The 19,717-nt window shown below is 63.1% G+C and carries 16 protein-coding genes; 8 read left to right on the top strand and 8 right to left on the bottom strand.

Annotated elements, in window-relative coordinates:
• The 6 genes from dinG to ACIPIJ_RS20325 all read left to right on the top strand — a co-directional run bounded on the left by dinG (position 1) and on the right by ACIPIJ_RS20325 (position 8,166).
• Positions 1-2,145, top strand: coding sequence for an ATP-dependent DNA helicase DinG (dinG, locus tag ACIPIJ_RS20350; protein WP_401079908.1), 2,145 nt, complete (start codon positions 1-3; stop codon positions 2,143-2,145).
• Between the two features lie 81 nt (positions 2,146-2,226).
• Entirely contained in the window at positions 2,227-4,494 is a 2,268-nt protein-coding gene (locus tag ACIPIJ_RS20345; RefSeq protein ID WP_401079906.1) for a beta-galactosidase, read from the top strand.
• Positions 4,495-4,600: 106 nt separating this feature from the next.
• Entirely contained in the window at positions 4,601-5,746 is a 1,146-nt protein-coding gene (locus tag ACIPIJ_RS20340; protein WP_401079905.1) for a serine hydrolase domain-containing protein, read from the top strand.
• Positions 5,747-5,845: 99 nt separating this feature from the next.
• Positions 5,846-6,835 carry an OmpA family protein gene (locus tag ACIPIJ_RS20335; RefSeq protein WP_401079904.1) on the top strand — a complete coding sequence of 330 codons (990 nt, stop codon included), beginning with the start codon at positions 5,846-5,848 and terminating at the stop codon, positions 6,833-6,835.
• A 19-nt stretch (positions 6,836-6,854) separates the two neighbouring features.
• On the top strand, positions 6,855-7,502 hold the full coding sequence (gene pdxH / locus ACIPIJ_RS20330) for a pyridoxamine 5'-phosphate oxidase (protein WP_401079902.1): 648 nt from the start codon (positions 6,855-6,857) through the stop codon (positions 7,500-7,502).
• Between the two features lie 199 nt (positions 7,503-7,701).
• The gene (locus ACIPIJ_RS20325; RefSeq protein ID WP_401079900.1) at positions 7,702-8,166 is read left to right on the top strand and encodes a glycine zipper 2TM domain-containing protein; all 465 of its coding nucleotides are present in this window, start codon (positions 7,702-7,704) and stop codon (positions 8,164-8,166) included.
• A gap of 69 nt (positions 8,167-8,235) precedes the next feature.
• Here ACIPIJ_RS20325 and ACIPIJ_RS20320 read toward each other — a convergent pair whose 3' ends face one another.
• The 7 genes from ACIPIJ_RS20320 to ACIPIJ_RS20290 form a co-directional block, all read right to left on the bottom strand.
• Entirely contained in the window at positions 8,236-9,843 is a 1,608-nt protein-coding gene (locus ACIPIJ_RS20320; RefSeq protein WP_401079898.1) for an NAD(P)/FAD-dependent oxidoreductase, read from the bottom strand.
• Positions 9,844-9,946: 103 nt separating this feature from the next.
• On the bottom strand, positions 9,947-10,621 hold the full coding sequence (locus ACIPIJ_RS20315; protein ID WP_401079897.1) for a COG3650 family protein: 675 nt from the start codon (positions 10,619-10,621) through the stop codon (positions 9,947-9,949).
• Between the two features lie 130 nt (positions 10,622-10,751).
• Positions 10,752-11,453, bottom strand: coding sequence for an ABC transporter ATP-binding protein (locus ACIPIJ_RS20310; RefSeq protein ID WP_043203913.1), 702 nt, complete (start codon positions 11,451-11,453; stop codon positions 10,752-10,754).
• Positions 11,454-12,221: a high-affinity branched-chain amino acid ABC transporter ATP-binding protein LivG gene (gene livG / locus ACIPIJ_RS20305; RefSeq protein WP_019473322.1), complete on the bottom strand. Its 768-nt coding sequence runs from the start codon at positions 12,219-12,221 to the stop codon at positions 11,454-11,456. It abuts the gene before it with no gap.
• Positions 12,218-13,474: a high-affinity branched-chain amino acid ABC transporter permease LivM gene (locus ACIPIJ_RS20300; RefSeq protein WP_401079894.1), complete on the bottom strand. Its 1,257-nt coding sequence runs from the start codon at positions 13,472-13,474 to the stop codon at positions 12,218-12,220. Before ACIPIJ_RS20300 ends, livG begins: the two co-directional genes overlap by 4 nt.
• The gene (gene livH / locus ACIPIJ_RS20295) at positions 13,471-14,394 is read right to left on the bottom strand and encodes a high-affinity branched-chain amino acid ABC transporter permease LivH (RefSeq protein WP_003254876.1); all 924 of its coding nucleotides are present in this window, start codon (positions 14,392-14,394) and stop codon (positions 13,471-13,473) included. Before livH ends, ACIPIJ_RS20300 begins: the two co-directional genes overlap by 4 nt.
• Before the next feature lie 186 nt (positions 14,395-14,580).
• Positions 14,581-15,696: a branched-chain amino acid ABC transporter substrate-binding protein gene (locus ACIPIJ_RS20290; protein WP_103449448.1), complete on the bottom strand. Its 1,116-nt coding sequence runs from the start codon at positions 15,694-15,696 to the stop codon at positions 14,581-14,583.
• A gap of 359 nt (positions 15,697-16,055) precedes the next feature.
• On the opposite strand from ACIPIJ_RS20290, the gene ACIPIJ_RS20285 reads away from it, so the two are divergent.
• Together ACIPIJ_RS20285 and ACIPIJ_RS20280 are read left to right on the top strand one after the other, a co-directional pair.
• On the top strand, positions 16,056-16,367 hold the full coding sequence (locus ACIPIJ_RS20285; RefSeq protein ID WP_401079893.1) for a DUF2288 domain-containing protein: 312 nt from the start codon (positions 16,056-16,058) through the stop codon (positions 16,365-16,367).
• Positions 16,368-16,534: 167 nt separating this feature from the next.
• The gene (locus tag ACIPIJ_RS20280) at positions 16,535-17,422 is read left to right on the top strand and encodes an NAD(P)-dependent oxidoreductase (protein WP_401079891.1); all 888 of its coding nucleotides are present in this window, start codon (positions 16,535-16,537) and stop codon (positions 17,420-17,422) included.
• Here ACIPIJ_RS20280 and ACIPIJ_RS20275 read toward each other — a convergent pair.
• Positions 17,322-19,586: a putative bifunctional diguanylate cyclase/phosphodiesterase gene (locus tag ACIPIJ_RS20275; protein ID WP_401079889.1), complete on the bottom strand. Its 2,265-nt coding sequence runs from the start codon at positions 19,584-19,586 to the stop codon at positions 17,322-17,324. The genes ACIPIJ_RS20280 and ACIPIJ_RS20275 overlap by 101 nt on opposite strands.
• Positions 19,587-19,717: the final 131 nt, after the last annotated feature.

Below are 19,717 nucleotides of genomic sequence, written 5' to 3'. Positions count from 1 at the left end.
ATGATCAGCAACGAACTCAAAGCCACCATCCAGGGCGCCTACTCGCGTTTTCTCGAAGCCAAGAGCCTCAAGCCGCGCTATGGCCAGCGCCTGATGATCGCCGAAGTGGCCAAAGTACTTGGCGACATCGCCTGCGACGATGAAGGCCGCCGTGCCGGCGAGCCTGCCGTGGTGGCGGTGGAGGCAGGTACCGGTACCGGCAAGACGGTGGCCTACAGCCTGGCCGCGATACCGGCTGCGAAGGCCGCCGGCAAGCGCCTGGTAATCGCCACCGCTACCGTGGCCCTGCAGGAGCAGATTGTCTTCAAGGACCTGCCCGACCTCATGCGCAACAGCGGCCTGAACTTCAGCTTCGCCCTGGCCAAGGGGCGCGGCCGCTACCTGTGCCTGTCCAAGCTCGATGTCCTGCTGCAGGAAGGCCATGCGCAATCGGCCACTGCCCAGCTGTTCGAGGAAGAGGGCTTCCATATCGAGGTCGACGAGCGCAGCCAGAAGCTGTTCAACAGCATGATCGAGAAGCTCGCCGGCAACCGTTGGGACGGCGACCGCGACAGCTGGCCCGACACCCTGGAAGACCAGGATTGGGCGCGCCTGACCACCGACCACAGCCAGTGCACGGGCCGGCACTGCCCGAACTTCCAGCAGTGCGTGTTCTACAAGGCCCGCGAAGGCATGGGCAAGGTCGATGTGATCGTCACCAACCACGACATGGTGCTGGCCGACCTGGCCCTGGGCGGCGGTGCAGTTTTGCCTGACCCACGCGACACCCTGTACGTATTCGACGAAGGCCACCACCTGCCGGACAAGGCCATCGGCCACTTCGCCCATTATTCGCGTTTGCGCTCCACGGCCGACTGGCTGGAGCAGACCGCCAAGAACCTGACCAAGCTGCTGGCCCAACACCCGTTGCCGGGCGACCTGGGCAAGCTGATCGAGCAGGTGCCGGAGCTGGCACGGGAAATCCGCACCCAGCAGCAGTTCATGTTCACCTTGTGCGAGCAGGTCGCCGACTTCCGCCCCAGTGAAGACGTCGAAGGCCGCGAGCGCCCGCGCTATCGCTTCGAAGGGGGCGTGGTACCCGAGCAGATCCGCGAAGTCGGTATCGAGTTGAAAAAAGGCTTCGCCCGCCTCAATGACCTGTTCACCCGCCTGGCCGACCTGCTTAAAGAAGGCATGGACGGCGAGGTCAATATCGGTATTGCCAGCCATCAGGCCGAAGAGTGGTACCCCTTGTTCGGCAGCCTGGTGACCCGTGCCCAGGGCAACTGGGAGCTGTGGACCGCCTTCACCGCCGAAGACCCGCAAGACAGCCCGCCCATGGCCCGCTGGCTGACCCTCGCTGAAAGCGGCGCGCTGTTCGACATCGAGGTCAACGCCAGCCCGATCCTGGCGGCCGAGATGTTGCGCCGCAGCCTGTGGAGCGTGGCCCATGGCGCCCTGGTGACGTCGGCGACGCTCACTGCACTGGGCAAGTTCGACCGCTTCCGCATGCGCTCGGGGTTGCCCCGCGATGCGGTCACCTGCGTGGTGCCCAGCCCGTTCGTGCACGGCGATGCTGGCCTGCTTCGGGTGCCCGACCTCAAGGCCGACCCGCGCGATGCCGCCGCGCATACCGCGGCGATCATCCGCGAATTGCCGAACATCGTTGAAGACGCCCGCGGTGCGCTGGTGCTGTTCTCCTCGCGCAAACAAATGCAGGAAGTGTTCGACGGCCTGGACCGTGACTGGCGCAAGCTGGTGCTGATCCAGGGCAACCTGTCCAAGCAGGAGACCTTGAACAAGCACAAGGCGCGGGTCGACGATGGCCAGCACAGCGTGCTGTTCGGCCTGGCCAGTTTCGCCGAGGGTGTCGACTTGCCGGGCGCCTATTGTGAGCATGTGGTGATCGCCAAGATCCCCTTCTCGGTGCCGGACGACCCGGTCGAGGCGGCCCTGGCCGAGTGGATCGAAGCCCGGGGTGGTAACCCGTTCATGGAAATTGCCGTGCCCGATGCTTCGCTGAAGCTGATCCAGGCCTGCGGTCGGCTGCTGCGGACCGAGCAGGACCGCGGTGTAATCACCTTGCTTGACCGGCGCCTGGTTACCCAGCGCTACGGCAAGGCTATTCTCAATGCGCTGCCGCCCTTCCGGCGGGAGATTTCCTGACGGCCGGAGCATGACGCGTCGGCCCGTTGTCCATCACTCTGTCGCGGGCTCATGAGGGCCTGGAAGGAGAGCCTGAGCCCTATGATCCGCCGCACCTTGCCCACTGTTCTTACCTTGTTGCTCAGCACGCCGTTGCTTGCCGGGCAACAGACGCTGTTCAGCTTCGTGCGCCCCGCCTCGGTCGTCAATGTCGCGACCGAAGGCACCGGCATGCCGCAGTACAACGCCGAACAGACCACCGAAGGCGAGGTATTGAGGCGGGTGGTGTTCAACCCGGTCGAGCGGCCGACCCTGCGCCTGAGCCCGCAAACTGGCGCCTGGGACTGGTCCGCCGGGCAGTTCCTGACCTTGCGCCTGCAAAGCGCCATGGACTGGGCATTGACCGTCGATGTCACGGTGCAAGGCAGTGATGGGCGCACCCTGACCAGCCGCATCGACTTGCCAGCAGGGCCTGCGCAGACGGTCATGGTGCCGCTCAAGGCCAGCTCGCCGCTGAGCCAGGGCATGCGTGCTGGCCCACCGATGCCGTGGGTGTACGAAGGGCAGCGCGTGCTGTTGACCAGTAGCGCAGGTGAGATCGACCTCAAGCAGGTGGTTTCGGTAAGCCTGAGCATTCCGAGCCCCAAGGTGGCGCAGAACGTACTGATCGAAAAGGTCGGTATCCAGGACGACGACCTCGCCTACAAGGCGGCCTATTACCAGCTGATTGACGGCTACGGCCAGTCCAGCCGTGGCCGCTGGCCAGAAAAGATCGTCAACGATGAACAGCTCAAGGCTGGCGACAACCGCGAACAGCAACAACTCAAGGCTTGGCTCGCGGAGCGCGGGAAGCAGCAGCTGGACAGCTATGGAGGCCTGCTGGCGGGCCCGGCGTTCGAGGCCAAGGGCTTCTTCCGCACAGAAAAGCGCGATGGCCGTTGGTATCTGGTGACACCCGAGGGCCACCCGTTCTATTCCCTGGGCGTCAATGCCGTGGCTGCCGATGGGGGGCGTACCTACATCGCCGGTCGCGAAGGCATGTTCAGTGCGCTGCCGGGGGAGGGGGACGCGCTCACTGCCTTCTACGGCGAGGGCAACAACGACGACGGTAATGCTTCCTCGCAAGGGCGAAGCTTCAAGAAAGGACGTTGGTTCGACTTCTACGCGGCCAACATCCAGCGCACTTACGGCAAGCCGTGCCCGGCCACCGTGGAGGGCCAGCCTGCTCCTGGCTGCCCGCCGCAGGTGCTGGATGCCGACCGTTGGCAGGCCCATACACTCGACCGTCTGCAGGCCTGGGGATTCAACACCCTCGGCAACTGGAGCGACCCTGACCTGGCACAAGCCAAACGCATGCCGTACACGCTACCGCTGTCGATCGTCGGCGACTATGCAAGCATCAGCACCGGCATGGACTGGTGGGGGCGTATGCCCGATCCGTTCGACCCCCGTTTCGCAATGGCCACCGAACGCGCCGTGGCCATCGCCGCGCGCGATCACCGGGACGACCCCTGGCTGATCGGCTATTTCGCCGACAACGAGCTGGCCTGGGCGGCCCCCGGCAATGACCCCAAGGCCCGTTACGGGCTGGCCTACGGCACCCTGCGCCTGACCACCGATGTGCCGGCCAAGCGCGCCTTCCTCAAGCAACTGCGCGACAAGTACCGTAACCAGGAGGGGCTGTCCAAGGCCTGGGGTATCGACCTGCAGGCCTGGGAGTTGATGGAAGACCCAGGCTTCGAGGCGCCGTTGCCGAGCCCCGAGCACCCGGAGATCGAGCGCGATTACCAGTACTTCCAGCAAGTGTTCGCCGAAACCTACTTCAAGACCATCGCCGATTCGCTGAAATGGCATGCGCCCAATCATCTGCTGCTGGGCGGTCGCTTTGCCGTGAGCACCCCAGAAGCGGTCAAGGCCTGCGCCGAGTTCTGCGATGTGCTGAGCTTCAACTTCTATACCCTCAAGCCCGAAGACGGTTACGACTTCGCCCGACTGGCGGAGTTGGACAAACCGGTGCTGGTGTCCGAATTCCAGTTTGGCTCGCGGGACCGCGGGCCGTTCTGGCCAGGGCCTGTGGAGGTGGCGCGTGAAGAAGAACGCGGGCCTGCCTACGGCAACTTCCTCAAGGCCGCCCTGGCGCAACCGATGATCGTGGGTGCGCATTGGTTCCAGTACCTCGACCAACCGGCCAGTGGGCGCCTGCTGGATGGCGAGAACGGGCACCTGGGCCTGGTGGCGATCACCGATAGGCCGTACCCGGGGTTTGTCGACGCAGTGCGCAAGAGCAACCTGCAGGCCGTTGGTCAGTTGAATGCCCCGATGCAGAAGGTGTTGTCTAAACCGGGCCCCACAGGGAAAGAAGCACCGTGAAACAGGACTGTTTCCCTACGACCATCCGGCCTTGCCCAGTAGGCAAAACCGCCAACTACTGAAACAATGCACGCCTTTTTCGACAAGGTCGTACGGAGTACAGCGGGTGCAGATCCAGGGTCACTATGAGCTGAAGTTCGAGGCGGTGCGCGAAGCGTTCGCGGCATTGTTCGATGATCCCCAGGAGCGTGGCGGGGCGCTGTGCATCCAGGTCGGTGGCGAGACCGTGATCGACCTGTGGGCAGGCAGTGCCGACAAGGACGGCAAGCAGGCCTGGCACAGTGACACCATCGCCAACCTGTTTTCCTGCACCAAGACCTTCACTGCGGTTACCGCGCTGCAACTGGTGGGCGAGGGCAAGTTGGCACTGGATGCCCCGGTGGCGCGCTACTGGCCCGAGTTTGCCCAGGCGGGTAAAGACAGCATCACCTTGCGCCAACTGCTCAGCCACCGTGCCGGGCTGCCTGCCATCCGCGAACTGCTGCCCGCAGAAGCCCTGTATGACTGGCAAACCATGGTCGATGCCCTGGCCGCCGAGACGCCCTGGTGGACACCCGGCGCCGAGCATGGCTATGCCGCCATCACCTATGGCTGGCTGATTGGCGAACTGATCCGCCGCGTCGATGGCCGTGGCCCGGGCGAGTCGATCGTCGCGCGCACTGCACGGCCATTGGGGCTGGACTTTCATGTCGGCCTGGCTGACGAAGAGTTTGATCGCGTGGCGCATATTGCCCGCGGCAAAGGCAACACCGGCGATGCTGCAGCCCAGCGCCTGCTTCAGGTGACCCTGCGTGAACCGCAGGCATTGTCGACCCGTGCATTCACCAACCCGCCGGCGATCCTCACCAGCACCAACAAGCCCGAGTGGCGTCGCATGCAGCAGCCGGCAGCCAACGGCCACGGCAATGCCCGCAGCCTGGCGGGGTTCTACGCCGGCCTGCTCGATGGCAGCCTGCTCGAATCCGAACTGCTCGACGAATTGACGCGCGAGCACAGCCTTGGCCAGGATCGCACCCTGTTGACCCAAACCCGTTTCGGCCTGGGCTGCATGCTTGACCAGCCCAGCGTGGCCAACGCCACCTTTGGCCTCGGCGCACGGGCCTTCGGCCACCCCGGGGCGGGCGGTTCAGTCGGTTTTGCCGACCCTGAGCACGACGTGGCCTTCGGTTTCGTGGTCAATACCCTCGGCCCCTACGTGCTCATGGACCCAAGGGCCCAACAGTTGGTGCGTGTGCTTGGCACTTGCCTTTGATCGGGTAATGCGGGTATTGCGCAACCCCTTTGACTATCCTCAATGCCAACGCCTCACGTGTGTTGGCAAAATTTCTTTCAATTTCATGGTGTATCGCTGATGTCTTCACATAAAACCTTAGCTCTGGCCCTGTGCCTGACCGCCGTGACCGGTTGCGCCAGCCATTCTCAAGACGCTGCGAAGGGCGGCAGCAGCAGCTGGTGGCCGTTTGGTTCGGACAAGGTTGCCGAGCAGGAAGTGAAGCAGGCCGTCACCGAAAAAGTCGCCAAGGCCGACGCCAAGTCCGAAAGCGCCAGTCGCTGGTGGTGGCCATTCGGCGGTGACGACAAGCAGGCCAAGGGCCCGGTGGTGCCAAAAATCGACGAAAAAGCCACCCAGGCCTGGCTGGACCAGTACGAGCCGAAGCTGCGTGAAGCGATCAAGGACAGCAAGCTGGAGCTCGAGCGCCGTGACAACGTGCTGGTGGTGACCATTCCGGCTGACAGCTCCTACAACCCGGACCGCCCGAACATGCTGCTGCCGATGACGCTCGGCCCGATCACCCGCGTGGCCAAGGCGGTCGAGGGCGACACCAAGACTGCCGTGCTGGTACTGGGCCATGCCGACACCAGCGGTGCTGCCGCCGCCAACCAGAAGCTCAGCCTGGAGCGCGCTGCCTCGGTATCGGCGATCTTCCGCCTGAGTGGCCTGCAGCGTGACCGCCTGTCGCTCAAGGGCATGGGCTCGGAAATGCCGCGTGCTGCCAACGACAGCGCCGAGGGCCGCTCCCTGAACCGTCGCGTGGAAATGCTGCTGACCCCGCAGAACACCATGTTGGCGCTGATGGCCAAGTACCAGAAGGCTGCCCCGGCGCCGACCGCGGCGTCGATGGTCGCCGTGCAGGACGCCAAGGCCGCTGCCGCCAAGGCTGCCGAAAGCAAGCCAGTGGCTAAGGCCGCCGCCAAACCGGCTGCGAAAAAACCAGCCGCCAAGGCCAAGGCACCGGCCAAGACCGCTGCCAAGAAGAAAGCCGCGCCGGCCAAGCCCGCCGCCAAAAAGGCTACCGCAGACAAGAAAGTAGCCGCCAACAGCCCTGCGAAGACCAACTGATCGTCAAGGAAACGCAGCCATGACCCAATCCCTGGCCGATATGCGCCGCGACTATACCCGTGATGGCCTGGCTGAAGCGCAGGCACCGGGTGAGCCGTTCGCCCTGTTTCACCAGTGGTTCGCCGATGCGGTGAAGACCGAGCAGCCACCGGTGGAGGCCAACGCCTTGACTCTCGCCACGGTCGATGGCGAGGGCCGCCCGCATTGCCGTGTGTTGCTGCTCAAGGGGCTCGACGACCGTGGTTTCACCTTCTTCACCAACTACGACAGCGCCAAGGGCCAGCAACTTCAGCTGAACCCTTACGCTGCCATGACCTTCTTCTGGCCGGCGCTGGAGCGCCAGGTGCGGATCGAAGGGCGGGTGGAAAAGGTCACGGCCAAGGAGTCTGATGACTACTACCAGGTGCGTCCGCTGGGCAGTCGCCTGGGCGCCTGGGCGTCACCGCAGAGCCGAGTGATTGCCGGCCGCGAAGAGCTGGAAGGCCTGGTCAAGGCCACCGAGGCACGCTTCTCCGACAGCCAGCCGCACTGCCCGGACCATTGGGGCGGTTACCGCCTGCTGCCTGAACGCATCGAGTTCTGGCAGGGGCGGGCAAGCCGGCTGCATGACCGTCTCAACTATCGGCTGGTCGATGGGCAATGGGCACGCGAACGGCTGGCGCCCTGAACTTCAGGGGCTGCCCCGCAGCCCCATGACGGCTGTCTGCACGCCAATGCAGTAATCCCTGACTATCCTCTGTCTAAGTCTCCAAGCCTGGCTCGGAGACTGTACCGTCGCTGAACGTAACTATTATTTATTGCCCGGTACCGTGACAGCCGTCGAGGTGCAGCGTCTAATGGACACCTGACCTATGGAGACATTACCCATGCGTAAATCCGCTTTGCTGGTGGCGACCTTTACCACCGTGTCGTTGTTGTTGGGCGGCTGTGCTTCAAGCCTGACCGGCGACAGCTACTCCCGTGATGAAGCCCGTCGCGTGCAGACCGTGCGCATGGGTACTATCGAATCCCTGCGCCCGGTCAAGATCGAAGGCACCAAGACGCCTATCGGCGGTGGTGCGGGCGCGATTGTCGGTGGTGTTGCCGGCAGTGCCATTGGTGGCGGCCGTGGGAGCATCGTGGCAGCCGTGATCGGCGCTGTGGCCGGCGGCCTGGCAGGCTCTGCTGCCGAGGAAGGGATCACCCGCACCCAGGGTGTCGAGATCACCGTGCGTGAGGACGATGGCAGCATGCGCGCCTATGTGCAGGCTGTGCAAGAGAACGAAATCTTCCGCGTCGGTGAGCGCGTGCGCATCATGACCGTCGATGGCACCAGCCGCGTCACACACTGATCGTGGCGCAATAAAACAAAACCCCGAACCGGCCTCGCCAGTTCGGGGTTTTGTTAATTCTGAGCCGGCTTACAGCCCGAGCATATCCCGCGCGACCGCTTCGGCGATGCGAATGCCATCCACGCCCGCCGAAAGAATGCCACCGGCATAGCCTGCGCCTTCGCCGGCAGGGAACAGGCCCTTCACGTTCAGGCTCTGGTAATCGGCGCCACGGGTGATGCGCAGCGGCGAAGAGGTGCGCGTCTCGATTCCGGTCAGCACTGCATCATGCAGGTTGTAGCCCTTGATCTGCCGATCGAAGGCTGGCAACGCTTCGCGGATCGCCTCGATGGCGAAGTCCGGTAGGCTCGGCGCCAGGTCACCCAGGGTGACGCCCGGCTTGTACGACGGCTCTACGCTGCCCAAGGCGGTAGAGGGTTTACCGGCCACAAAATCACCTACCAGCTGCGCAGGTGCCTGGTAGTTGCTGCCACCCATCACATAGGCGTGCGCTTCCAGGCGCTCCTGCAGCGCGATGCCCGCCAGTGGGCCGCCTGGGTAGTCGCGCTCAGGGTCGATGCCGACGACGATGCCGGAGTTGGCATTGCGCTCGTTACGCGAATACTGGCTCATGCCGTTGGTCACCACGCGGCCAGGCTCGCTGGTAGCGGCCACCACGGTGCCGCCCGGGCACATGCAGAAGCTGTACACCGAGCGGCCGTTTTTGGCGTGATACACCAGCTTGTAGTCGGCGGCGCCGAGCTTCGGGTGGCCGGCGTACTTGCCCAGGCGCGCCTTGTCGATCAAGGTTTGCGGGTGCTCGATACGGAAGCCGACCGAAAACGGCTTGGCTTCCATGAACACGCCCTTGGCGTGCAGCATGCGGAAGGTGTCACGGGCACTGTGACCGAGCGCCAGTACCACGTGGCGCGACTGCAGCTGCTCGCCGCTCTCCAGCACCACACCACTCAGTTGGCCATCGTCTAGCAACAGGTCGGTGACCTTCTGCTCGAAGCGCACTTCGCCACCCAGGGCGATGATCTCCTGGCGCATCTGCTCGACCATGCCGGTCAGGCGGAAGGTACCGATGTGCGGCTTGTTGATGTACAGGATTTCGTCCGGCGCGCCGGCCTTGACGAACTCTTCCAGCACCTTGCGGCCATGGTGAAGAGGGTCCTTGATCTGGCTGTACAGCTTGCCATCGGAGAACGTGCCGGCGCCGCCTTCGCCGAACTGCACGTTGGACTCGGGGTTGAGCACGCTCTTGCGCCACAGGCCCCAGGTATCCTTGGTGCGCTGGCGGACTTCCTTGCCACGCTCGAGGATGATCGGTTTGAAGCCCATCTGTGCCAGCAACAGGCCGGCAAAAATGCCGCAAGGGCCGAATCCGACCACGATCGGGCGCGCCTGCAGGTCGGCCGGGGCTTGCCCGACATACTTGTAGGTAACATCCGGCGCGACGGTGATGTTGTGATCGTCAGCGAATTTGTCGAACAGCTCGGCTTCGTTGCTGGCTTCGAGGTCGATGGTGTAGATGAACAGCAGCTCGCTGTTCTTCTTGCGCGCATCGTAGCTGCGCTTGAACAGATTGAAACTGAGCAGTTGCTCGTCGCGGATGCCCAAGCGCTGCACGATGGCCTCGCGCAGCGCTTCGTCGGGATGGTCCAGGGGCAGCTTCAGTTCGGTGATTCGTAGCATGGCAGGGTCCAGTATCCCGGCCTTGGGCGGCCGGCGGCTTTACTCAAACCGCCAAGTATAAGCTGTTCGCTGCCCTGACTGGCAGGAGAAAAGCGCCCGGTGATCAGTTGTCGCGTGCACCGCCGTAGTAGCCGCAGCCCTGCAGGGTCTGGCCATCGATGCGCAGCTCGGCGCGCAGGTGGCGCACGGCGCCGCTGGCGCCGTCGATGCAACGTTGCGGGGCGACCCACAGCTCCACGTGCTGGCCGTTGGCTTCGCTGGTGAGGGTCAGGCCGCCGCCGGGTACTTCCTCCTCAAGAAAGGGCAGCGGCAGCGGGTCCTTGCCAACACGGTTGAGCACCATACCCTTGCCGCTGGCCTTGATGTCCCACTCTGGCTCATGGCCACCGGCGCGCAACGTCAGTTGTTTGAAGTTGGGATCTTCGCAGGCACGGGTGGACGGCTCCAGGCGGTACAGGCGGCTCACATCCAGCTGACCGTCGTTGTTCGCCTGTTTGCTACCGGTGAGGCGGCCGCGCACGTCGGCGAACAGCTTGTCGTTGGCGTCGTCGGCCAGGTTGGCGGCTTCCTGCAGGATGCCGGTGGCGGCGACGTCCTTGATCACGAAGCGACGGGGTTCGCTGCACGGCTTGAACAACAATTGGCCGCCGGCCGCGCTCAGTTCGCCCTGCATGCGCGTGGTGCCGATGTTCGGGTCGCTTGGCTTATCTGCCATGAGCTGGCAACCGGCGAACAGGGGCAGCAGGGCGGTGAGCAGCAGGGAAGGGGTGAGGCGCATGGGGCGGGCTCCGAAACGTGCGAAAGAACTGGCCACGGTACTCAGGCTGGGTGGGGATCACAAGCCCTCGATTGCCCATGCCGGCCTCTTTGTGACAGGCAGAAAAAAGGGCCCGAAGGCCCTTTCCCAATCACCCGCCCAAGTAGGCGTCACGCACTTTCGGATCGGTCAGCAGTGCTTCACCGGTGCCCTGCATCACCACCCGGCCGTTTTCCAGCACGTAAGCCCGGTCGGCGACTTTCAGCGCCTGGTTGGCGTTCTGCTCCACCAGGAACACCGTCACGCCATCGCGGCGCAGCTGTTCGATGATGTCGAAGATCTGCTGGATGATGATCGGCGCCAAGCCCAGCGACGGCTCATCGAGCAGCAGCAGCTTGGGTTTGCTCATTAGCGCCCGGCCGATGGCCAGCATCTGCTGTTCGCCGCCGGACATGGTGCCGCCGCGCTGGATGTAGCGTTCCTTCAGGCGCGGGAACAGTTGCAGAACCTTGTCCAACTGCTCCTGGTAATCGCCCTTGTCGGTGAAGAAACCACCCATGGCGAGGTTTTCCTCCACGGTCAGGCGGGCGAACACGCGGCGCCCTTCCGGGACCACCGCGATGCTCTTGCGCATGATGTGCGAGGACGGCTGGCCGACCAGTTCTTCACCCAGGTACTTGATGCTGCCGCTGTGCGCCTGCGGCGAGCCGCACAGGGTCATCAGCAAGGTCGACTTGCCAGCACCGTTGGCCCCAATCAGGGTGACGATCTCGCCCTGGTTGATCTCGACGTTGACGCTGTGCAGCGCCTGGATCTTGCCGTAGAAGGTGGAAACGTTTTCGAACTTCAGCATTTACGCTTCCCCCAGGTAGGCTTTGATCACATCAGGGTTGTCGCGGATCTCCTCCGGCGTGCCATTGGCCAGGGGCGTGCCCTGGTTGATGACGACGATGTGGTCGGAAATGCTCATCACCAGCTTCATGTCATGCTCGATCAGCAGCACGGTGACGTTGTGCGACTCGCGCAGGTAGGCGATCAGTGCCTTGAGGTCCTCGGTTTCCTTAGGGTTCAGGCCCGCGGCCGGTTCGTCGAGCATGATGATCCGTGGCTGGGTCATCATGCAGCGGGCGATTTCCAGGCGGCGTTGCTGGCCGTAGGCGAGGGTGCCGGCGGTGCGGTTGGCGAACTCGGTCAGGTTGACCTTCTCCAGCCAGTACTGGGCACGCTCCATGGCCTCCTTCTCGCTGCGGCGGAAGCTCGGGGTCTTGAACAGGCCGGCGAAGAAGTTGGTGTTGAGGTGGCGGTGCTGGGCGATCAGCAGGTTTTCCAGCGCGGTCATTTCCTTGAACAGGCGCACGTTCTGGAAGGTCCGCACCACGCCCTTGCGGGCGATCTGGTGGCCGGCCAGGCCCTGGATCGGCTGGCCGTCGAGCAGGATGGTGCCACCGCTGGGCTTGTAGAAGCCGGTCAGGCAATTGAACACGGTGGTCTTGCCGGCGCCGTTCGGGCCGATCAGCGCGACTACCTGTTTTTCCTTGACGGTCAGGGCCACGCCGTTGACCGCCAACAAGCCGCCGAAGCGCATGCTCAGGCCGCTGACTTGCAGAATTTCACGGCTCATCGATGCAGCTCCATGTGTGGACGTTGCATAGGCAGCAAGCCTTGCGGACGCCAGATCATCATCAACACCATCAGCGCACCGAACATCAGCATCCGGTATTCGCTGAACTCACGCATCAGCTCGGGCAGCAGGATCATCACGATGGCCGCGAGAATCACGCCCAGTTGTGAGCCCATGCCGCCCAGCACGACGATGGCGAGGATGATCGCCGACTCGATGAAGGTGAACGACTCCGGTGTGACCAGGCCCTGGCGCGCGGCGAAGAAGCTGCCGGCGAAACCGGCGAAGCAGGCACCGAGGGTGAAGGCCGAGAGTTTGATGATGGTCGGGTTCAAGCCCAGCGCACGGCAGGCGATCTCGTCTTCGCGCAACGCTTCCCAGGCACGGCCGATCGGCATGCGTAGCAGGCGGTTGATGACGAACAGCGCCAGCAGGGCCAGCAACAGGGCTACCAGGTAGAGGAAGATGACCTTGTTGATCGAGTTGTATTGCAGCCCGAAGAACTCATGGAAGGTCTGCATCCCCTCGGCCGCGCGGCGCTCGAAGGTCAGGCCGAAGAACTCAGGCTTGGGGATGTTGCTAATGCCGTTGGGGCCGCCGGTCCAGTCGGTGAGGTTACGCAGGAACAGGCGGATGATCTCGCCGAAACCGAGGGTCACGATCGCCAGGTAGTCACCGCGCAGGCGCAGCACCGGGAAGCCGAGCAGGAAGCCGAAGGTGGCGGCCATCAGGCCGGCAATCGGCAGGCACACCCAGAAGCTCCAGCCCAGGTAGTGCGAGAGCATGGCGTAGCTGTAGGCGCCGACGGCGTAGAAACCGACATAACCCAGGTCGAGCAGGCCCGCCAGGCCCACCACGATGTTCAGGCCCAGGCCCAGCAGCACGTAGATCAGGATCAGCGTGGCGATGTCGACCGCACCGCGTGAACCGAAGAACGGCCATACCAGGGCGGCGACGATCAGGCCGATGATCACGTAGCGCTGGGTCTTGGGCAGGGTCAGGTAGTTGCTGACCGCCGGCGGGATCAGCTTGCGGTCCGAGCGGCGGCCCATCACCGAACTCCACTGCTTGTCGAACAGCACGCGCAGGAACATCAGTACCGAGCACACGGCGATGATGCTGAGGGTGAACGAACCCTGGCTGTGCACCGCCAGGCTGATGCCGTCGATGCTCAGTTTCAGGCCCAGCACCGGGAAGGCCACGGCCCAGACCAGCAAGGCGCTGAAGAACGCCTGTTTGAGATTTTTGTTCATACTTTTTCAACCTCCGGGCGGCCCAGGATGCCGGTCGGCCGGAATAGCAGGACAAGAACCAACAAGCCGAATGCCACCACGTCCTTGTACTGGTCGCCGAAGATGTCGGCGCCAAAGGCTTCGGCTACGCCCAGCACCAGCCCGCCGAGCATGGCGCCCGGGATGCTGCCGATGCCGCCCAGTACCGCCGCGGTGAAGGCCTTCAGGCCCACCAGGAAACCGGCGTTGGGGTTGATCACGCCGTACTGCATGCTCAGCAGCACGGCCGCCACGGCCGCCAAGGCGGCGCCGATGACGAAGGTCAGGGCGATGATGTTGTTGGTGTTGATGCCCAGCAGGTTGGCCATCTTGATGTCCTCGGCGCAGGCGCGGCAGGCGCGCCCCAGACGGGAACGGGAGATGAACAGGGTGAGCAGGGTCATGGCCACCAGGGTGACCACGAAGACCAGGACCTGCATGTAGCTGATCAGTACCTCCTCGGCACCGCCTGGCCCGAAGGAGAAGCTCCCGGGGATCAGGTTGGGGATGGATTTGTCCTTGGAGTCCTGCGACAGCAGCACAGTGTTCTGCAGGAAAATCGACATGCCAATGGCGGAAATCAGCGGGATCAGGCGGTTGCTGTTGCGCAAGGGGCGGTAGGCAACCCGTTCGATGCTGTAGCCATAGGCACTGGTGACGAAGATCGTCGCGACGAAGGCAACGGTCATCAGGATCGGCAGCGAATGAATACCCATCATGGCCAGGCCCGCGAGGGCGATGAAGGCCACGTAGGAACCGATCATGTACACCTCGCCGTGGGCGAAGTTGATCATGCCAATGATGCCGTACACCATGGTGTAGCCGATGGCGATCAAGGCGTAGGTGCTGCCGATGGTCAATCCATTAACCAGTTGTTGGAAGAAATGGTAGATCTCAGGCATTACAGCGCTCCTAAAAACCTGATTTGCATTTCGCTGGCGGGGGTAGGCCAGGAAACCGCGGGTGACGGTTTTAAGATTTTCAGGTGGACCGGCCCCCGGATCGCGGGGATCAGGCCCATGAACCTCGTAAAACAAAGCCCACTGCTCGCACAGTGGGCTTTTACGGTCAGCTATTTAGTCACGCAGTTACTGAGGGGAGACTTCGGTCTTCGGCTTGCCGAAGTGCCATTCGTAGACCACGAACTTGAAGTCTTTCAGGTCGCCTTTTTCGTCATACGACAGGGTGCCGGTCGGGGTCTTGAAGGAACCGGCGTGGATGGCGGCTGCCACCTTGTCGGTGTCTTCGGACTTGGCGGCTTCGATGCCTTTGGCGATCAGTTCGACAGCCGAGTAGGCCGGGAACACGAACGGGCCGCTCGGGTCTTTGCCGTCAGCCTTGATGGCGTCGACGATGGCCTTGTTTTCCGGGTCGGCGTCGAACGACTTCGGCAGGGTGACCAGCAGGCCTTCGGAGGCGTTCTGGGCGATCTGCGAGATGGAGTCGTTGCCGACGCCTTCCGGGCCCATGAACTTGGCTTTCAGGCCTTTTTCCTGAGCCTGACGCAGGATCAGGCCCAGCTCTGGGTGGTAGCCGCCGTAATAGACGAAGTCGACGTTGTTCTGCTTGAGCTTCTGGATGATCGAGGAGAAGTCTTTGTCACCGGCGTTCAGGCCTTCGAAGACGGCGACCTTGGTGCCTTTCTTCTCGAGGGTCTGCTTGACCGCAGTGGCGATGCCTTCACCATACTGCTGCTTGTCGTGCAGCACCGCGACGACCTTCGGCTTGACGTGGTCGGCGATGTAGTTGCCGGCCGCCGGGCCCTGGGCGCTGTCCAGGCCAATGGTGCGGAAGATCAGCTTGTAGCCACGGGCGGTGATTTCCGGGCTGGTGGCGGCGGGGGTGATCATGATCACGCCTTCGTCTTCGTAGATGTCGGACGCAGGCTGGGTGGAGCTGGAGCACAGGTGGCCGATGACGAACTTGACGCCGTCGTTGACCACTTTGTTGGCGACTGCCACGGCCTGTTTAGGGTCGCACGCGTCGTCGTATTCCTTGGCTTCAAGCATCTTGCCATCGACGCCGCCCTTGGCGTTGATGTCCTTGATGGCTTGTTTGGCGCCGATGAACTGCATGTCGCCGTACTGGGTCACAGGGCCCGTCTTCGGACCGGCGATGCCGATCTTGATGGTATCGGCGGCAAACGAATGGCTGGCTACCCCGGCCAGAACCATTGCGGCGAACAGCTTGGAAATCTTGATCATAGTGCTCCACTCATTCTGTTGTAATTCTTATAGTCCTGGCGGCCAGGGCTACAGACCGGGCGGGATTTGCGGTATGGCCACGCCATACTGCATGCCCACCTTCCCCCGGAACATGTCCCGGAACTGTACCGGTACAGTGTAGAGCGCTGCCCGAGCGCTTGAAAAGCGGGCTAAAAGCGCCTATTTCGAGGGTTGTCGCATGATCGACATAAAGATACAGAATAGCGCCATCAAATTGCCTGCACCTTCGGCCCTACCCCACAAGTTCTGGGCCAATCGACCAAATTACGTATTTGAAACCGGGTTTTTCTGCAAAAATGCCGGCCTTTTTATTGGCCGATTTTTACGGGTACAAACCCATGACTGATCAAACAAGCACCCTCTATGCCAAATTGCTTGGCGAGACGGCAATTATCGAGTGGAAGGCGTTGGAGCGTTTCTGGGCCAAGGGTGACCTGATTTGGGTCGACCCTGGCCTTGATCTGATCGAGGTTGCCGCGGCTATGGCCGAGAATCGCAGCGAGATCTTCGCCAAGTGGCGTAGTGATGGCACTGTTGGCGCGGTCTCCGCCGAGCAGGCGCTCGACATGCAAACCCGCGCTCCAGAGATCTGGGCAGTGGTGGTTTCGCCGTTCATCGTCATTCAGGTAAAAGGCGAGCAACCGGCTTGATTGCTTTTGGTGCGCAAAAATGCGCAGCTGCCCCATTATGGTGCTTGGTGGCGCTCAGGGTGGGGTAGAGGTCGGTAACAATTCGGCGTGGCGGTAACAATTTACGGGATGCGTAATGGGGCCTGAGGCAGGGCCCGGATAGATATCGAATTAGCCAGGAGTCGTTGATGAGCACTGCACTACCTTCGCTTGGGTTCGCCGGGATCGGCCTGATGGGGCTGCCGATGTGTCGCCGCCTGCTGGCGGCGGGTTACCCACTGACGGTGTGGAACCGCAGCCCGGAAAAGTGCGCCGAGCTGGTCGCCGCCGGGGCGCGGCTGGCGGCAAGCCCGGCCGAGTTGTGCCGCGACAGCGACCTGGTGTTGCTGTGCCTGGCCGATACGGCGGTCGTGCGCGAAGTCGTGTTCGGTGAGCAAGGCATCGCCTTGGGTGGCCGCAGCGGCCAGTTGCTGATCGACTTCTCCAGCCTGGAGCCGCCCGCCACCCGCGAGATGGCCGCCGAATTGGCTGCCCTGTGTGGCATGGCCTGGCTGGATGCGCCCGTGTCCGGTGGCACGCCGGGTGCCGAGGCTGGCACCCTGGCGATCATGGTCGGCGGTGAGGCTGCCGACTTGCAGCGTGCGCGCCCGGTGTTGCTCACCCTGGGCCAGCGTGTGACGCACATGGGCGGTGTGGGGGCGGGGCAGGTGACCAAGGCCTGCAACCAGATGATCGTCGCCTGCAATGCCCTGGTGATTGCCGAAGTGGTGGCATTGGCCGAGCAGTCAGGGGTCGACGCGACACTGATTGCCGAAGCCTTGGCTGGCGGCTTTGCCGATTCCAAGCCGTTGCAAATCCTCGCTCCACAGATGGCTGAAAGCCGTTTTGAACCGATCAAATGGCATGTTCGCACGCTGCTCAAGGACCTCGACGGGGCGGTCAAGTTCTCCCGCGAGCAGGGCACCGCGACGCCGCTCAGTGGCCTCGCCGCGCAACTGATGCGCCTGCACGGTAGCCAGGGCTATCTGCAAAAAGATCCGGCGACCCTGGTAGAGCTGTATCGCAACAAGCGCTGAACGCGGCTTCCTGGCGGTCGAGACGGTCGAGGATCGGCCGCAGTTCCGTCAGCGGTACCGGGCGGCTGAGCAGGTAGCCCTGCAGGTAGTCACAGCCGTTGGCGGCCAGGAACTCGTGCTGCTCGACGGTTTCGACCCCTTCGCTGACCACCTGCAGGTGCAGGGTGTGGGCCATGGCGATAATCGCCTGAACGATTTCGCGGTCTTTCAGGCTGGCCGGCACGTCCTGCAGGAAACTGCGGTCGATTTTCAGCACATCCAGCGGCAGGCGCTTGAGGTAGGCCAGCGACGAATAACCGGTGCCGAAGTCGTCGATCGACAGGCTGACCCCCTGGCTGCGAATGCGCTTGAGCAGGCTGACGGTACGCTGGATGTCACCCATCAGGGCGTTCTCGGTGACTTCCAGTTCCAGGTGCCGGGGCGCCAGGCCAGCCTGCAGCAAGGCCATTTCCACCTCGTTGGGCAGCTCCTCATGGCCCAGCGTCACCGCTGAGCAATTGACCGTGAGCATAAGGCTGGCAAAGCCGTTGCGATGCAACTGCGCCATGTCTTCGCAGGCATGGCGCAGCACCCACAGGTCGAGGTCGACGATCAGGCCATTGGCTTCGGCGATGCCGATGAAGCGGTCGGGGCTCAGCAGGCCATGTTGCGGGTGCTGCCAGCGTACCAGCGCCTCGAGCTTGGCCACCTGGCCACTGTGCAGGTCGAAGATCGGCTGGTAATGCACACGCAGCCCGCGCTCCTCCAGCAGGGCGATGCGCAGTTCTTCTTCCAGTTGCAGTTCGAGCGTGGCGCGGCTTTTCAGGCTGCTATTGAAAAAATGCAGGCTGTTGCGCCCGCTGCCCTTGGACTGGTACAGGGCCAGGTCGGCGTGCTTGAGTAATTCTTCAGCGGTAAGGCCGTCGTCGGGGTAGATGCTGATGCCGATGCTGGTGGTCATGACCATGCGCCGGCCGCCCAGGTCGATCGGGTCTTTCATCCGCTGCATGATGCGCTGGGCCAGGTGGCGCGCTTCGTCGGGGCCGTTGAGGCTGGTGACCACGCAGAATTCGTCGCCGCCAAAGCGCGCCACCAGGTCCTGGCTGCGGGTGGCGGCCTTGATATGGCTGGCGATCACCTTGAGCAGTTCGTCCCCGGCGTCATGGCCCAGGCTGTCGTTGATGCGCTTGAAGTGGTCGATGTCGAGGAACATCACGGCCAGCCGGTGTTCGCCGGCATCCTGCTCGGCAAGGCGTTCGGCGAATACCTGATTGAAACCGCGGCGGTTGACCAGGTTGGTCAGGGCGTCGTAGTGGGCTGCCTGCTGCAGCGAAGCGCGGGCCTGGTCGAGTTGGCTCAGCAGTACGCCATAGCGGCGCAGGTCGTCTTCTTTGCTCTGCAGTTTCTTGTCGGCCAGGGCGGCACTGATGCTGCTGCCGCTGATCAGCAGCGTGATGAAGGCGACGGTCAGGCCCAGTTGCAGGCTGTTGTCGCCCGACGGTAGGCGCAGTGCCGTGTCGGCTGGGATCACCAGGGTCATGGCCGCCATGGCGGTGAAGTGGGTGGCGACGATTCCGCTGGCCATCAGCAGGCTGGCGCCGTACTTCATGGCTTGATGCAAGGTGCCACTGCCGTTGCGGAAGTAGCGGGCCAACAGCAGGGCGGCCAGGCTGGTCAGCAGGGCGATGGCTGCGCTGGCCAGCAACAAGCCGGTCTGGTAGTACTGCTGAGCACCGGTCTGCAGCGCTGCCATGCCGACAAAATGCATGAGTACGATGCCCACACCGATCAGCAGGGCGCTTTGCAGGTAATGCTGCGGGGCCATCCGCTCGCGATCGAGGCTGGTCATCGCCATCCAGGCCACGACCAGGGCAATCAGCAGCGACAGGCCGGTCAGCGAGACGTCGTAGTGCATCTCCACCGGGGCCTGGAACGCCAGCATGCTGATAAAGTGCATGGCCCAGATGCCACCCGCCAGGCAGCAGGCACCGAGCATGCGCCATTGCCGTTGTGCGGCGGGGTGTTCGCTGTGGGACTGACGCTCGGCCATGTCGAGGGTGGCGAAGCAGGCGGCGCTGGCCACAGCGAAGGCGATCAGGATCAACAGCGGTTCATGACGGCAGTCGATGACAATCCGCCCGTTTGCCGGCAATTCAGAGAACAGTTGCAGTCCCAGCCATTCCATTGCTTGCCCCATGGTCGAGTTCGCACTCGTCTCCGATCTAGCCCCGAGGAGACTGTTCAGAAAGCAGTATAGAAACGGGTGTTTAAACCTTCCTGACTAATGGCGCTTTGATTGCAACGATTTGGTTATCG

Source organism: Pseudomonas sp. NPDC087185, assembly GCF_044744955.1.
Lineage (GTDB): Bacteria > Pseudomonadota > Gammaproteobacteria > Pseudomonadales > Pseudomonadaceae > Aquipseudomonas.
Note: the sequence above shows the minus strand (reverse complement) of the source record. Positions and strands in the feature narration are given on the sequence as shown.